Source organism: Bacillus sp. PPSBB_11, assembly GCF_038023285.1.
Lineage (GTDB): Bacteria > Bacillota > Bacilli > Bacillales > Bacillaceae > Bacillus > Bacillus altitudinis.
On sequence record NZ_CP150633.1, the window covers coordinates 1871112 to 1886448 of the forward strand.

General features: G+C 44.4%; 14 protein-coding genes. 9 read left to right on the forward strand and 5 right to left on the reverse strand.

The genetic code is table 11. The features are described 5' to 3' along the window. Nucleotides 1-15: 15 nt before the first annotated feature. The 4 genes from V7L95_RS09160 to tcyA form a co-directional block, all read right to left on the reverse strand. Nucleotides 16-660 (reverse strand): YitT family protein, encoded by a 645-nt coding sequence (locus V7L95_RS09160; protein WP_048001285.1) that lies wholly within the window; start codon nucleotides 658-660, stop codon nucleotides 16-18. 142 nt (nucleotides 661-802) lie between these two features. Then, on the reverse strand, nucleotides 803-1546 hold the full coding sequence (locus V7L95_RS09165; RefSeq protein ID WP_007498183.1) for an amino acid ABC transporter ATP-binding protein: 744 nt from the start codon (nucleotides 1544-1546) through the stop codon (nucleotides 803-805). Nucleotides 1547-1558: 12 nt separating this feature from the next. After that, nucleotides 1559-2251: an amino acid ABC transporter permease gene (locus V7L95_RS09170; protein ID WP_024424286.1), complete on the reverse strand. Its 693-nt coding sequence runs from the start codon at nucleotides 2249-2251 to the stop codon at nucleotides 1559-1561. Then, nucleotides 2238-3053: a cystine ABC transporter substrate-binding lipoprotein TcyA gene (gene tcyA / locus V7L95_RS09175; protein ID WP_007498178.1), complete on the reverse strand. Its 816-nt coding sequence runs from the start codon at nucleotides 3051-3053 to the stop codon at nucleotides 2238-2240. The genes V7L95_RS09170 and tcyA overlap by 14 nt, the downstream gene beginning before the upstream one ends. Nucleotides 3054-3419: 366 nt before the next feature. Here tcyA and V7L95_RS09180 point away from each other — a divergent pair, with 366 nt between their 5' ends. After that, a complete protein-coding gene (locus V7L95_RS09180; protein ID WP_046527513.1) occupies nucleotides 3420-4811 on the forward strand; it encodes an amino acid permease in 1392 nt (463 codons plus the stop codon). Nucleotides 4812-4855: 44 nt separating this feature from the next. Here V7L95_RS09180 and V7L95_RS09185 read toward each other — a convergent pair whose 3' ends face one another. After that, nucleotides 4856-6349, reverse strand: coding sequence for a peptide MFS transporter (locus V7L95_RS09185; protein ID WP_340968958.1), 1494 nt, complete (start codon nucleotides 6347-6349; stop codon nucleotides 4856-4858). A 263-nt stretch (nucleotides 6350-6612) separates the two neighbouring features. On the opposite strand from V7L95_RS09185, the gene V7L95_RS09190 reads away from it, so the two are divergent. The 8 genes from V7L95_RS09190 to V7L95_RS09225 all read left to right on the forward strand — a co-directional run bounded on the left by V7L95_RS09190 (nucleotide 6613) and on the right by V7L95_RS09225 (nucleotide 15233). Then, on the forward strand, nucleotides 6613-8397 hold the full coding sequence (locus tag V7L95_RS09190) for a right-handed parallel beta-helix repeat-containing protein (RefSeq protein ID WP_017358529.1): 1785 nt from the start codon (nucleotides 6613-6615) through the stop codon (nucleotides 8395-8397). Nucleotides 8398-8595: 198 nt separating this feature from the next. Further along, a complete protein-coding gene (locus V7L95_RS09195) occupies nucleotides 8596-9921 on the forward strand; it encodes an LLM class flavin-dependent oxidoreductase (RefSeq protein WP_017358528.1) in 1326 nt (441 codons plus the stop codon). Between the two features lie 17 nt (nucleotides 9922-9938). Further along, on the forward strand, nucleotides 9939-10442 hold the full coding sequence (locus tag V7L95_RS09200; RefSeq protein WP_007498165.1) for a GNAT family N-acetyltransferase: 504 nt from the start codon (nucleotides 9939-9941) through the stop codon (nucleotides 10440-10442). Between the two features lie 22 nt (nucleotides 10443-10464). Beyond that, nucleotides 10465-11259 (forward strand): amino acid ABC transporter substrate-binding protein, encoded by a 795-nt coding sequence (locus V7L95_RS09205; RefSeq protein ID WP_007498164.1) that lies wholly within the window; start codon nucleotides 10465-10467, stop codon nucleotides 11257-11259. A 24-nt stretch (nucleotides 11260-11283) separates the two neighbouring features. Continuing rightward, nucleotides 11284-11958 (forward strand): amino acid ABC transporter permease, encoded by a 675-nt coding sequence (locus V7L95_RS09210; RefSeq protein ID WP_007498163.1) that lies wholly within the window; start codon nucleotides 11284-11286, stop codon nucleotides 11956-11958. A 12-nt stretch (nucleotides 11959-11970) separates the two neighbouring features. Then, nucleotides 11971-12717: an amino acid ABC transporter ATP-binding protein gene (locus V7L95_RS09215; RefSeq protein WP_007498162.1), complete on the forward strand. Its 747-nt coding sequence runs from the start codon at nucleotides 11971-11973 to the stop codon at nucleotides 12715-12717. Nucleotides 12718-12750: 33 nt separating this feature from the next. Beyond that, a complete protein-coding gene (locus tag V7L95_RS09220; protein ID WP_340965918.1) occupies nucleotides 12751-13908 on the forward strand; it encodes an amidohydrolase in 1158 nt (385 codons plus the stop codon). Next, nucleotides 13899-15233 carry an MmgE/PrpD family protein gene (locus V7L95_RS09225; RefSeq protein ID WP_340965920.1) on the forward strand — a complete coding sequence of 445 codons (1335 nt, stop codon included), beginning with the start codon at nucleotides 13899-13901 and terminating at the stop codon, nucleotides 15231-15233. Before V7L95_RS09220 ends, V7L95_RS09225 begins: the two co-directional genes overlap by 10 nt. Nucleotides 15234-15337: the final 104 nt, after the last annotated feature.

Sequence of the window (15337 nt, forward strand, 5' to 3'; positions counted from 1 at the left end):
TAGAATGGCTTGTTCTTATCGGGTAAGGGTCTGAACAGGTTTCTCCGCTGTTTTTGTAATGAGCAGTTGCAAGAGCCGTGTCGATTGTGGCAATGAAAAGCGAAGGACGAGTCCAGTAAAGATGGCCGTCAGAATCGTTCCAATGCCAATCGGGCCGCCGAGCATCCATGCAAATAGAAGCACGGTTAACTCAATACCATTTCGAACCCACTGTACGTTCAGCCCTGTTTTTGCTGAGATGAGCAACATTAATGAATCCCTTGGCCCAGCGCCAAGGTTGGCTGAGACATAAATGCCAACGCCATACCCAGACACAATCACGCCCGTAATAAACACATATAAAGCAGGTAAATACCCATGTGGTGCAGGTAATACTGCATTAAAGAAATCAATAAACACGCCGATCAGCACCATATTGAGCAGGGCGCCGATCTTTGGAAAAGATTTCGTGAAAACAGATGTCAGTGTCACAATCAGTGCACCAATAATGATCGACCATTGTCCAATGGTTAAACCAAAATGCTGAAACAGTCCATAATGAAAAGCGTCCCACGGACCAATGCCAAGGATCTTTCCCTTCACTGTCAGCGATAGTCCAAAAGCAAGTACAACCAATCCAACAAAATAAAAAAACCAACGTAAAAGATGTTCCCGCTTCAAAAGCTTTCCCTTCTTTCTTAAACACTCGATTTCAATCGTAACATACTCGCACGCCCCTTTAAATGGCTTTGCTTAATGTAATCGCTTACTTTGAAAGAGGTAAAAAAAGGCTGTTCTCACATGATGAGAATAGCCTTTTTGATCATACTGGATTCAAAATCCGGTTTAAGAATTGTTTTGTTCGTTCTTCCTTTGGTCGTTTGAAGATTTCTTCCGGAGGACCTTGTTCGACGATGACGCCGCCATCAATAAAAATCACTTCGTCCGCCACTTCTTGGGCAAACTTGATTTCATGTGTGACAACCGCCATCGTCCAGCCTTCTTTCGCTAAATCCTTCATGACCTTTAAGACTTCCCCGACAAGCTCAGGATCAAGCGCAGAGGTTGGTTCATCAAAAAGCATAAGCTCTGGCTGAATGGCAAGTGCACGGGCAATGCCGACACGCTGCTTTTGACCGCCTGACAGCTGGAAGGGATACAAATCTTTTTTATCCTCAAGTCCTACCTTTTGCAGAAGCTGAATCGCTTCTTTTCGCACCGCTTCTTTCGGACGGCGCTGGACTTGGACTGGACCTTCCATCACATTCTCAAGAACAGTGCGATGTGGGAACAGATGATAATCTTGAAACACCATGCCTGACTTCCGGCGAAGCTTGAGCAAATCAGCTTGTTTATTTTTTTTAGAAAAATCAATCGAGAAATCATCGAAGGTAAAGGAGCCGGCATTTGGAATTTCAAGTGCATTTAAACAGCGAAGCATCGTTGTTTTTCCTGAACCTGATGGACCAAGAATCGCCACAACCTGCCCTTTGTTGATCGTAAAATCAATCGACTTTAAAATCTCATTTTCACCAAAGGATTTGTTTAAGCCTTTGACTGTTAGCATGTCGTTCCCTCCTTACCTTGCGACATATCGATCAAGTCGTTTTTCAATTTGGTGTTGAACGAGCGATAGAATGAAGCAGAATACCCAATAGATCAGGGCTGCTTCCATATAAATAAATAAAATTTGATCCAAGTTCGCCGCAGCAATTTCCTGTGATTTACGGAACATCTCTGCCACGAGGATTTGGGAGGCAAGCGATGTATCTTTCACCAAACTAATGAATGAATTAGACAGCGGCGGAATCGATACACGCACTGCCTGCGGTAAAATCACGCGGACGAGCGTTTTGCGATGGGTCATCCCAATCGAATACCCCGCTTCCCATTGTCCTTTTGGAACAGATAGGACGGATGCACGGATAATTTCCGAAGCATACGCACCTACGTTTAAAGAAAAAGCGATGATAGCACTTGGATATGGATCAAGTGTGATATTAAATGTCGGAAAGAAATAGAAAATAATAAACAATTGCACAAAAAGCGGCGTTCCGCGAACGGCCGACACATAGATGGAGAAAATCCATCTGAGGGCTTTAATTTTAGACATTCTAGCAAGAGCTGTCACAAGCGCGATAAAAATACCAATAATGAAGGCAATGATGGCAAGGGGGATTGTATAATAAATCCCCTGCATCACCATTGGCCAAAAAGATTGCTGAAGAAGATCCCACGGAATGACGACTCCGAGGATATTATTTTGTAACATCTTCACCAAACCATTTCTTAGAAATCTTAGCGAGTGTACCGTCTTTCTTCATTTCTTTTAGTGCGCCATTCACTTTGTCAACGACTTCGCCGCTGCCTTTTCTGAAGGCAAAATACGTTTCTTGTGGATCTCCTGTTTCAAATGCAACTTTTAGGTTTTTGTTACCGCTTGTTTTCAAGTAATTCAAGACAGCCAATTTATCATTGAACGTCAAATCAGCACGCCCTTGCTGAATCAATTGAATGGATTGTGCAAGACCTTCAACCCCTTCAATTTTAGCGCCAGCATCTGTAGCTAATTTGTTATAGTTACTTGTTAATGATTGTGCTGCTTTTTTGCCTTTCACATCAGAAAGTTTCTTGATGTCATTGTTATCTGATTTTGTCACAACAATGGCTTGAGACGTTGTGTACTTATCAGAGAAATCATATTGATTTTCACGTCCAGTTTTACCAACTTGGTTCGCTACCACATCAAAACGTTTTGAATTCAGACCAGCAAACATGCTGTCCCATTGTGTTTCTTTGAATTCTGGTTTTAAGTCAAGACGTTTTGCAACTTCTGTGATGACCTCGACATCATAGCCAGTTAGTTTATCTGTCTTTTTGTCATGGAAGGTGAAAGGAGCATATGTACCTTCTGTACCGATGGTTAATACGCCTTTATCCTGAATGGATTTCCAAAGGTCACCTGATTCCTTAGACCCAGATTGTTTATTTGCGCTGTCGTTTGCAGCTGATCCGCATGCCGTGATCAATGCAACACAAGCGCCTAAAATAATGGCAAAGAACATTTTTTTCATTTTATTCCCCACTTTTCTTGTTGGTATTTACAACATATGATCTTACAGAGAAGCAACCTAAAAGTAAAGCATTTGAAACTAGCTTGAGCGAATCTCACCAACTTTATGCCCTGAACCCAATTCTTTCAAACCTCCATTCTCTACAATGTCTATTTGCTCTTAGTTGTGCGAACATTACTAAAATAAAGACTTTGTAACAGTGACGATAGAAGGAAGCATATTTATTATAAAAGATGTATAATTAGTAGGTTGTTTTGAAAATGGAATAATCACATGGAGACATGTTTTGATAACAGAACATCTTAGAAGAAGGAGGGCATCATTGTGGATGTTGGACAAAATCAGCCCGAACAATTGAAAAGGGCGATGACCTCCCGCCATTTATTTATGATTTCTCTTGGCGGTGTCATTGGGACAGGCTTTTTCCTTGGAACAGGCTATACGATTGGACAAGCAGGGCCAGTTGGAGCCGTTCTTTCCTATATAGTGGGCGGATTGATCATGTATTTAACCATGCTGTGTTTGGGAGAGCTGTCAGTCGCGCTTCCTGTGTCGGGGTCTTTTCATACGTATGCGACGAAATTTGTGAGTCCTGCAGCAGGATTTGCTGTTGGCTGGATTTATTGGCTTGGCTGGGCAGCCACCGTGGCGCTGGAATTTTTATCAGCAGGGCAGCTGATGAGACGCTGGCTTCCACAAGTGGATGTGTGGATTTGGTGTCTCATATTTGGGCTGTGTTTGTTCTTATTAAATGCCAGATCAGCGAAAGCGTTCGGGGAGTCGGAGTTTTTCTTTTCAACCATTAAGATTGTCGCCATCTTACTATTTATTGGCGTAGGCGGAGCGGCGATGTTTGGTTTTATTCAAACGACGAGCGGGGAACCAGCTCCTTACTTTAGTCATTTTGTGAGTGACGGTCTGTTTCCGAATGGCTTGCTCGCAGTAGTCGTCACGATGATCACGGTGAATTTTTCGTTTCAAGGAACGGAGCTGATCGGGATTGCGGCAGGAGAAAGTGAAAATCCAGAGAAAACCGTGCCTCGCTCGATTCATCAGACGGTTTGGCGCACACTTGTCTTTTTTGTTTTATCTATTTTTGTCTTAGCGGGTATGGTTCCTTGGAAAGAAGCGAGTGTGCTGCAAAGCCCATTTGTCACTGTGTTTGAGAGAACGGGCATTCCTTATGCGGCAGATATCATGAACTTTGTCATTATCATTGCTTTATTATCTGTGGCGAACTCTGGCCTATATGCCTCTACGAGAATGCTGTACTCTTTGTCGAAGGAAGGAATGGCAGGCAAGGCGTTTAGACGAGTCAATCAGCGGGGCATCCCGATGAATGCCTTACTGCTCACTTTCCTGTTTACAGGTATTTCGTTATTATCAGGATTCTTTGCAGAGAAAACCGTTTTTGCTTGGATCGTGTCTATTGCAGGCATGAGCGCCCAAACCGGCTGGATTACGATTACATTATCACAACTGCTTTTCCGCAGAAGATATTTGAAAGCAGGCGGAAAGCTGGAAAACCTAAAATTTAAAACCCCTCTTTATCCGGTACTGCCGATCATTGCGATCACGCTGAACTCGATTGTGCTAATCAGTCTTGCCTTTGATGCCGAGCAGCGGATTGGGCTGTATGTCGGCGTACCGCTCATGATCATTGGATATGTTGTCTATCACCGCTATGTGAAAAAACATCAGGTGAAAAGTGAACCGCTCCAGTTGCAAATCCACGGAGATGATGAGATTCGGTTTTAATTCAAAAAAAGAAGCCTTCCCATTTGGGAGGCTTCTTTTTCAATTTAATGCACGCCTTTCATCGCTTTCTTAATCACCGGTGTAAGCAGAAGCATAGCGCCACATAAAACAATAGCGAGCATGCCGATGATCCCGAAATAGACGGTTTCTGGTACTTTATCAAACAGTTTGACCACTTGTGCATTGATCGCCTGTGCCATTGCATTTGAAAGGAACCAAAGGCTCATCGTTTGCGCTGAGAAGGCAGCAGGTGCCAGTTTTGTTGTCGCTGACAGCCCAACTGGTGATAAGCAAAGTTCTCCGATGACGACAAGGAAGAAGCTGAGAACGAGCCATAATGGACTAACAAGTGTATTCGGACCAGACATGTAGGCAGGAATGATCATGATGATAAAGGATAATCCTGCGAACAGAAGACCAAGTGAGAATTTAATCGGGGTAGACGGCTGTTTCTTCCCAAGTCTGACCCATAACCAAGCAAACACTGGAGACAGCAGCACAATAAAGATTGGGTTCAATGATTGGAACCATGAAGACGCTAGTGTCATCCCAAGAAAATTCAAGTTTGTTCGTTGATCTGCATATGTCGCTAAAATGTTTGAGCCTTGTTCTTGAATCGCCCAGAACATCACGGCAGCAAGGAACAATGGAATATAAGCGAGAACCCTGGATTGCTCCACTGCACTCGTCTTTTTACTGAAATACATGACAATGAAATAAACAATCGGAATGAGTACACCAAGGGCACTGACAAACCAAGTGAATAGATTAATTGTGAGTGCGCCTGTTTGAATGCCAATGACAGCAAAAACTGCGAGCAAGATCACAACCAATGATCCGTAAATTTTGAAGTTCTTACGCTCGGCAACTGATAATGGATTTGTCACATAAGTGCCGGCAAGTCCAAGATTCGGCTTTTTCGTGATGACAAACGTAATCAGTCCAACAAGCATACCAACGGCAGCGAGTGAGAAACCAAGGTGGAAATTCACTTTTTGACCGAGTGTTCCGACAATTAATGGGGCGATAAAACCACCCATGTTGATCCCCATATAGAAAATACTGAATCCAGAATCCCTGCGAGGGTCTGTTTTTGTATACAGGTCGCCGACTATGTTTGATACGTTCGGCTTTAGGAGGCCTGTCCCGATAATAATCAGCCCCATACTAATAAAGAGCGCTGTTGCTCCGCTAGGTAGTGCCAAAATGACATGACCAAGCATAATGAATACCCCGCCATAAAAGACCGTACTGGACGAACCAAATACTCGGTCGGCAAGCCATCCGCCAATAATGCCTGACATATAGACAAGCGCACCATAGACAGACATGATCGAATTAGCGGTTGTCTGGTCGAAGCCAAGACCGCCTTTTGTCACCTCTGTGTACATATAATAAATAAGCAGTGCACGCATGCCATAATAAGAAAAACGCTCCCAAAATTCAGTGAAAAACAGTGTGTAAAGTCCTTTAGGATGTCCAAAAAACCCTTTTTGAGGAACACTTTTAACAATTTTATCGTGGTCAATTGTAGACATGGCATAGATCCTTTCTTAAAAAAAGAGATATGAGAAAAATGATATTCTTGTATAGTTCTTGTGTCAATATAAAACTATTCTAAAACAGGAAAATGTTAGTTCAATAGGCGTAAAGACTCAAAAAAATGAAAAATTCGCTCAAGTGAAAATCATCGGAAAGTTATTCCAGAAGAATTTATATAAAATTTGAAATATCGTACAAGCAAACCTTTTTCACATGCATAGGATGACAAGAGGACATGTGTAAAAAGGAGGGGTTTTCATTGGGGGATGTAAATAAATCTGATCTGAAGAAACCCGTTGTCAATGTAATAGACTTTGGCGTGATTGCTGACGGGAAAACGGACTGTACAGCGAAACTGAACGAATGCCTGGAATGGACAAAAGCACAGGGCTACTCCCACGTCTGGTTGCCGAGTGGAACGTATCTAATAGATGCGGTGTACAGGGGGGATCAATTTTTTCCTTTTCGTAATGCCGGCATACGAGTGCCAAGTCATATTTGTATTGAGATGGCATCAGATGCCGTTATCAAAGTGAAACCAAATGATTCGTGGGGATATGCAGCCTTCTATATTGGAGAGGTAGAGCATGTGACCATTCGGGGCGGGCGGATTGAAGGCGACCGTGATGAGCATGTGTACAAGGCACTCCCGCCAGAAAGAAAAACACATGAATGGGGCTTCGGGGTGTGTATTGAAGGTGCTTCCCATGTGAATATCGATCGTGTTCAAATCAACAATTGTACGGGAGACGGCATCATTGTCAGTCCGCACGGTTTATTGACCCATATCGAATCGTACTCGCCAGCTTCGTCTATTCATATTTCTGGCTGCACCATCACTGACTCAAGGCGAAACAATATTTCTATTACAGGCTGTGATGGTGTCATTGTGGAAGACTGTTTGCTTGAAAGGGCAGGGGTAAATGGGGTCGAGCCAAAAATGGGCATTGATATTGAAGGATACGGAGAAAATGCGACCAACTTGGAGGAACCGCTGAATATTCAAATTCGAAACAACATAGTCAGAGGCGGCGCAGCCAGCTCTATCTATAATTTCAATGGCTATGGTGTGATCATTGAAGGCAATCAAACGGACAGCAGTATCTCCTATGGCTTCGCCACTGAAATGATCATTGCGAATAATTTGATTCGTGCAGTGGGAGGGGGCGTGACAAAAGCAGGGATTACGAGCTTAGGCGTGCCGCTTGATCAATCGGAAAACAATGTGATCATTATTGGCAATATGATTGAAGGGTTTGAAAAGGGGATTGATGTGAGGGGAGACAGCGTGCACATCACAGGTAATAAAATCAGTCTTTTTGAAGATGCGGCTGTGTCTGTCTATATGGCCAATCGTATTTTAATAGAAGGAAATCATATTGAGTCAGGGACAAACACACGGCTTAGAAGTACATCGCTGCGTATTTATCAATCAGACAGCATTGTCTTTTCAAACAATACCGTCTACTCTGTCATCGATGCGGCGATGGTCAGAGGAACGAATATCTTAATTCAGCATAATCAATTCAAGGAATTCAGCCGAGGGATATGGGTGCAGGAGGGAGAAGCGGGGATCAACGGCAATCACTTTATTCAAGAAGGACATTCACAGCTCGCATCTTCGTATACAATCAGCGTGACAGGAAATGCAAAGGCTTTCATATGGCAGAATCGTTTTAAGCACTATCAAAACTATGCCGTCTATAGCAATACGACCGCTCCTTTAGAGATTAAAGACAATTCCTTTGAAGAAACGTCCTTATATGTGGTGATGTATATTAAAAATGGCTCACCCCAAATTGGAGATAACCGATTTTATTTAAATCGTTCGATCGGACAGCCGACAGCCGTTTTTCTTGATGAGGTTGTCTCAGCACGTGTGCTACGGAATAACATCATTAATCTCTCTCCTCAAAAAGCGATTGCCGTCCGCACCGTATCTTCCACTCATTCGGTGATTGCCCATAACGTACTAGAGCGCAGTCAATTGATGACGCACTCCACGGACCGGCTCATCGGAAATATTGAAATTGATCCGCCGTAAACGCCTGTAAATCCCTTTTTTTGGAGGTTCAGAAGGCGGTTGACAATCATGTAAAAAGGGCATATAGTAATAATTATTTTTCATTTTTCACAACATTTGCCCTTTTTTTATGGATAAAACCGATTAATTCAATCAGAAAAATGTATCTTGTAAAATAATAACTTGATACAAGGAAGATATAGAAAGGATGAAGAACAAGTGTCACAGCCGAAACGGAAGCTCAAGCTAGGCGTATTCATCGCGGGAACTGGACATCATGTCGCCTCTTGGAGACATCCGAAAGCAGTACCAGACGCAGCCATGAATCTTGATTACTTTAAACAATTAGCGAAAAAGGCCGAGGAAGGGAAGCTGGATTTGCTCTTTTTAGCCGACAGCTTATCAATTAATCATACATCTCATCCAAATGTATTAACGAGATTTGAACCGCTCACCCTGCTTTCTTCGATTGCAGAGTCTACCTCAACAATTGGTTTAGCAGCAACAGCATCAACTACATACAGTGAGCCATTCCATATTGCGAGACAGTTTGCCTCACTCGATCATTTATCAGGTGGACGAGCAGCATGGAATGTGGTCACGTCTTCTATTGAAGAAACAGCGAAAAATTTTAGCGGAGAAGAGCATTTAGCGCACCACAAACGATACGAGCGAGCTGAAGAATTCGTCGATGTCGTCAAAGGTCTGTGGGATTCTTGGGAAGAGGACGCACTTATCAGAAACCAAGAAACAGGAGAATTCTTTGAGTCTAGTAAGCTTCATGAGCTGCAGCACAAAGGTGAATTTTTCTCCGTACGGGGTCCGCTTAACGTATCACGCACCCCTCAAGGACAGCCGGTGATCATTCAAGCAGGGTCTTCTGAAGATGGTCAAAAGCTTGCGGCTAAAACGGCTGAGCTCATTTTCACGGCACAAAACGATCTCGACAAAGCGAAGGAATTTTACCAAAGCTTGAAGGGGAAAGTAGAGGCTGCTGGACGAGCTAGAGAGGATGTCAGCATCATGCCGGGCATCTTCCCAATCATTGCCGATACAGTAGAAGAGGCAAAAGCGAAGTATGAAGAATTACAAGAGCTGATTGTTCCAGAGATCGGCCTTAGCATTTTACAAAACTACTTAGGGGGTATTGATCTTTCGCAGTATCCACTAGACGGACCGCTTCCAGAGATTGATCCAAGCGCATCAAATGCCGTGAAAAGCCGCTTTGACCTTGTGATGAATATGGCGAGAAAGGACAACCTGACCATTCGCCAGCTCTACCAATCTGTTGCAGGTTCCCGTGGGCACCATATCTTCATTGGAACACCAGAGCAACTAGCAGATGTGATGGAGACATGGCTCGTTGAGGAAGCAGCCGACGGTTTTAACGTGATGCCGCCATTATTGCCAGAAGGACTTGATGCCTTCGTAGACCGCGTCGTTCCGATCCTTCAGGAAAGAGGCCTGTTCAAAACAGAATACACAGGACAAACTTTACGAGAAAATCTCGGATTAAAACAGCCAAAAAATCGCTACACGACATAAAGGTGAGGTGACTAACGTTGGGATATACGTTTCGTCTGGCAACTGAGGATGATATAGAAGCGTTGCTTGAACTGACAACAAGAGCCTATGAGCCGATTCGTGAGCTCGGCATCCAGTTCCAAGCAGCACATGCAGATATCGCCCTCGTTCAGAAAAATGTACAAAAGAACCTTTGCTATGTAATGGAAGAAAACGGAGAGCTTCTCTCCACCTTATCACTCCGTATGCCTTGGGGAGAACAGCCAGGACCATTCGGCGTTCCGCATATATGGTGGTTTGCTTCAGAACCAGCGGCAAAAAAAGGCACAGGCTCAGCCCTGCTTGAGTGGGTTGAAACGGAAGTGCTAAGGGACACACTAAAGGTACCGTATGTCTCTCTCGGTACAGCTGATAAGCATCCGTGGCTCATGGACATGTATGAGCGTAAAGGCTATGTCAGAGCAGGTGAAAAGGATCTAGGCAAAGGCCATATCACCATTTATTTTAAAAAACAATTACGATCAGATATTACACAACCATAAGAGGAAAGAAGGGTGTACGAACATGAAAAACAAAAAGTGGCTAGTTGTTTTATTTGCGGCAATGCTTGCGGTGTTAGCGGCATGCGGCGGGGGTAATCAGAGTGAAGGCAAAGATGAGAAAGTGCTTAAAGTGGGCGCTACAGGCCAAAGCTATCCATTTGCTTATAAAGAAAACGGCAAACTAGTAGGATTTGATGTCGAGGTCACAGAAGCCATTGCGAAAAAGCTAGGCTACAAACTAGACTGGCAGCTGAGTGAATTCAGCGGACTGATGGGCCAGCTGACATCTGGTAAGCTGGATACCGTATCAAACCAAGTTGCGATTACAGATGAGCGTAAACAAACGTTCAACTTTACAGATACGTATGCATACGCAGGAACACAAATCATTGTCAAGAAGGACAACAAGGACATTAAAGGACTTGACGACTTAAAAGGAAAAACGGTGGCGGCTGTTCTTGGCTCAAACCATGCCAAAAACCTAGAGAGCAAAGACCCAGACAAGAAAATCAACATCAAAACATATGAAACACAAGACGGTGTCTTAAATGAAGTTGCAAATGGCCGTGTAGATGCTTACGTCAACGGACGCAGTGTCTTGTTAGCTCAAATTGAAAAAACAGGACTTCCACTCAAAATCGTCGGCAACCCAATCGTATATGAAGAAGTCGGCTACCCATTTGCCAAAGATGAAAAGCACGACAAGCTAAGAGAAGAATTCAATCAAGCGATCAAAGAATTAAGAGAAGACGGAACACTGAAGAAATTGTCTGAGAAATATTTCAAAGACGATGTCACAGTGCCGATTAAAAAATAACAACAGCGGCGGTGAAAAGCAGACATGAATCACATTGATTGGCAGTATATGGTGACGGTTTTTCCAACCTTGATTCAATACTTGCCGATAACGATCTTCATGGCGATTGTCTCCATGGTATTTGCCATTATCATTGGTGTGGTATTCGCGCTTATAACGAAAAACCGGATACCTGTCTTATACCAATTTGCCAAGCTGTATATTTCTTTTTTCAGAGCGGTTCCAACTTTGGTTCAGCTCTTTCTCATTTATTTTGGTCTTCCGCAGCTATTCCCTGCGATGACCTCAATGGATGCTCTAACAGCGGTCATTATCGGTTTAAGTATTAAAAACTCAGCGTACTTAGCAGAAATTTTTAGAGCGGCTCTTAATTCAGTGGATGAAGGGCAGCTTGAGGCCTGTTTATCTGTCGGCATGACAAGATGGCAGTCTTACGTCAGAATTATTTTCCCGCAGGCCGTCAGAAATGCCATTCCAGCGACGGGGAATACCTTTATTGGTCTTTTAAAAGAAACATCGCTTGCCTTTACCATTGGGGTGGCAGAAATGTTTGCGCAAGGGAAAATGATTGCATCGGCCAACTATAAGTACTTTGAAACGTATTTAGCGGTTGGCATTGTGTATTGGGTGCTCACCATCATTTATAGTTTCCTGCAAGACCTATTTGAACGAAAAATCAGCAAACCTTACCGGAATTAAGGAGGTGTGGACATGATCAAGCTCACCAATTTGAAAAAATCATTCGGCGACCTTGTCGTCTTAGACGGAATTAATCTTGACGTGCAAAAAGGGCAGGTTGTGGCCATTATCGGACCTTCTGGCTCCGGTAAATCAACATTGCTGCGCTGTCTAAATCTATTAGAAACGCCAGATGAAGGTACGATTGAAATTGGCGATGCGAAGCTGAATGCGTCTAAATATACACGTAAAGAAGCCCATCACCTGCGCCAGCAAACGGCCATGGTGTTTCAAAACTATAATTTATTCAAAAACAAAACAGCTCTGCAAAACATTACAGAGTCACTGCTTGTGACGAAAAAAATGACCAAACAGCAAGCAAATGAAATCGGTATGAAGCTATTGAAACAAGTAGGGCTAGAACAAAAAGCTGACAGCTACCCGGTCACACTATCCGGTGGTCAGCAGCAGCGAATTGGGATTGCCCGTGCGTTAGCGGTCGATCCACATGCGATTTTGCTGGATGAACCAACGTCAGCACTAGATCCAGAGCTTGTTTCAGGTGTGCTTCAAGTGATTAAATCCATTGCCATTCAAGAAACGACGATGATCATCGTGACACATGAAATGGCGTTTGCAAGAGAAGTAGCAGATCATGTGATTTTTATGGCAGATGGTCATATCATTGAGCAGGGAACGCCAACCGAACTATTTGACGAAACGAAGAATGAACGAACAAAACGATTTATCCAAAAAGAAGCAGCGGCTGAAGAAGCATAAGCTGCTTTTTACTCTTTAGAGGGGTGAGTATCAGTGAAATCATTAGGAAATCAAGCTTTAAACAAACGTTTAATTAACATACGCCGAGCGCTTCATGAGCATCCAGAGCTGGCATTTGAAGAATATGAAACGACAAAAAAACTACGAGGCTGGTTAGAAGAGGAAGGGATCACTGTACTCGATTTTCCAGATCTTCAAACAGGGGTCGTTTGTGAAATCAAAGGAGAACAAGAGGGACCAACGATTGCTCTGAGAGCCGATATTGACGCACTTCCAATTGAAGAAGCATCTGGCGAACCATTTTCTTCAAAGATACAAGGAAAAATGCATGCATGCGGTCATGATTTCCATACCGCTTCGATTTTTGGTGCGGCCGTCCTATTAAAAGAACGGAAACATGAGCTCAAGGGAACAGTACGCATTTTGTTCCAGCCGGCTGAGGAAGTGGCGCAAGGAGCGAAACACGTCATAGAGGCAGGCGTCTTAAATGGAGTGGATGCGATATTTGGTATGCACAATAAACCTAACCTGCCAGTTGGCACCATCGGGATAAGAGAAAAAGCATTAATGGCGAGCGTCGATCGCTTTGAAATTGACATTCAAGGAACGGGTGGTCATGCTGGAATTCCAAATCACACAATTGATCCGATTGCCATCAGCGGTCAGATCACAAGCGCCCTACAGCAAATTGTCAGCCGCCGCATTAGTTCTTTGCATCATGCGGTTGTCAGCATCACACGTATTCAAGGTGGCACATCATGGAATGTGATACCTGATCGCGTCGAGATGGAAGGGACCGTTCGGACGTTTGAACCTGAAGTGAGAGCGATGATTCCAGATCTCATGAAACAAATCGTGAGCGGTATCGCAGAAGGGTTTGGCGCAAAGGCAGATGTGAAATGGCATCCGTATTTGCCTTCTGTGATGAATGACGAGCGTTTGACAAAGGTTGTGGAAGAAACGGCAGGAGCGCTTGATCTCGCAGTAGTAGAGGCAGAGCAGTCACCAGGCGGAGAAGACTTTGCCCTTTACCAAGAGCGCATTCCAGGCTTTTTTGTCTGGATGGGGACGAGCGGTACCGAGGAATGGCATCACCCTGCCTTTACGTTAAATGAAGAGGCAATCCCAGTCGCTGCTGCTTTCTTCTCCGAGCTTGCGGTTCGGGCGTTGGAGTCAAGAACATGGAACTAACGAAACAGCTCGCAGAGGAAGTGCTCTCTGCTGATCCGTTGCAAGATCAACAGGCCATTCAAATGGCTCGAAACGGTTTGTTAGACGCTGCGGCAGCAGCGCTTGCTGCAAAAGAGGATGAAGGGATTCAGAAGCTCATGGCGCTGGTGGAACAAGAAGGCGGCGCGGCTCAAATTCCCGTCATTGGACAAGGGAAGAAGGTCAGCCGTCAATCCGCAGCCATGCTAAATGGCTATCTGATTCACGCCCTTGATTATGATGATGTGCATTCTGATGTGAGAGGACACCCAAGTGCAGTGATCATTCCGGCCTTGCTTTCCCAGCTGACCAACGGGGAGGCGTACGGTGATCGATTTCTAGCAGCCTACATTACTGGCGTCGAAGTGATGGCAAGGCTAGGTGAATCCATCGGTAAGTCGCATTATGAGCGGGGCTGGCATAATACCGGAACGCTCGGAGCCATTGCAGCGGTCTGTGCGATTGGTTATTTGAAACAAGTTTCACAGAAAGAGCTGGCGAAAGCGATCGGCTTTGCTGGTGCGCAATCAGCTGGAATGCGAAAGCAGTTTGGGACTGATATGAAACCATTACAAGCTGGACTCGCCGCTCAAACCGCCGTATGGTCCATGGATTTAGCTTGCTCAGGTTTTGGCGGGAGTGAATCGCTTCTAGATGGGGAGCTGGGCTTCTTTTCTCTCTATGGGGATCAGAAACTGGCGGAAAGACGTCTGCTAGAGGACTATGGCACTGCATGGCGTATCGTGTCGCCAGGTCTATGGTTTAAAGTGTATCCGTTCTGTTCAGCGGCGCATCATGCAGCCGATGCGATCGAGTCATTAGTACAAGAACACTCTTCCTTACAGGAGAAGATCGTACAGGTCGACGTCATGTTTCCGCCTGGCGGAGATGCCGCACTCACGGAGCGGACACCTTTGACGGGAGAAGAGGGACGATTTAGTGTCGAGTATGTCATCGCACTAGCAGTGTTTGGACAACCTTTATCACTGGATGCTTTTACGAAAAAAACCATTTCACCAGAGCTGCGGACATGGATGAAGCGGGTGAATAGAGTATATGATCAAACGATAGAACCCCATCCAGACGCAGTGCCAAAAGGACGTTTTACGATTGTAAAGCTCACCTTATCTGACGGCACCACCATCAGCAAACGAGTCGATATCCCTCGGGGAGCACCAGGCTGTGCGTTATCGACAGAAGACATCATACAAAAGCTAAGCAGCGTCACCAGCACATCACAGGCAAAGCAGCTTTTACAGGCGGTTGAAGAGGGGAATGACACTGCCTATCTGAAGTTGCTCGTGTGATATGAAAAAAGCTCATCTTTGGAGATGAGCTTTTTAAATGTCCTTATTTTTATAAGAGTGAATATACTCTATGACGTCAAAGAAGATATTCCTTCGTCAGGTGA

What these genes read in the sequence shown, in the direction of transcription:
- V7L95_RS09165 (WP_007498183.1), bottom strand. Translation starts at nt 1,546, where the DNA reads ATGCTAACAGTCAAAGGCTTAAACAAATCCTTTGGTGAAAATGAGATT.
- V7L95_RS09170 (WP_024424286.1), bottom strand. Translation starts at nt 2,251, where the DNA reads ATGTTACAAAATAATATCCTCGGAGTCGTCATTCCGTGGGATCTTCTT.
- tcyA (WP_007498178.1), bottom strand. Translation starts at nt 3,053, where the DNA reads ATGAAAAAAATGTTCTTTGCCATTATTTTAGGCGCTTGTGTTGCATTG.
- V7L95_RS09180 (WP_046527513.1), top strand. Translation starts at nt 3,420, where the DNA reads ATGACCTCCCGCCATTTATTTATGATTTCTCTTGGCGGTGTCATTGGG.
- V7L95_RS09185 (WP_340968958.1), bottom strand. Translation starts at nt 6,349, where the DNA reads ATGTCTACAATTGACCACGATAAAATTGTTAAAAGTGTTCCTCAAAAA.
- V7L95_RS09205 (WP_007498164.1), top strand. Translation starts at nt 10,465, where the DNA reads ATGAAAAACAAAAAGTGGCTAGTTGTTTTATTTGCGGCAATGCTTGCG.
- V7L95_RS09210 (WP_007498163.1), top strand. Translation starts at nt 11,284, where the DNA reads ATGAATCACATTGATTGGCAGTATATGGTGACGGTTTTTCCAACCTTG.
- V7L95_RS09215 (WP_007498162.1), top strand. Translation starts at nt 11,971, where the DNA reads ATGATCAAGCTCACCAATTTGAAAAAATCATTCGGCGACCTTGTCGTC.
- V7L95_RS09225 (WP_340965920.1), top strand. Translation starts at nt 13,899, where the DNA reads ATGGAACTAACGAAACAGCTCGCAGAGGAAGTGCTCTCTGCTGATCCG.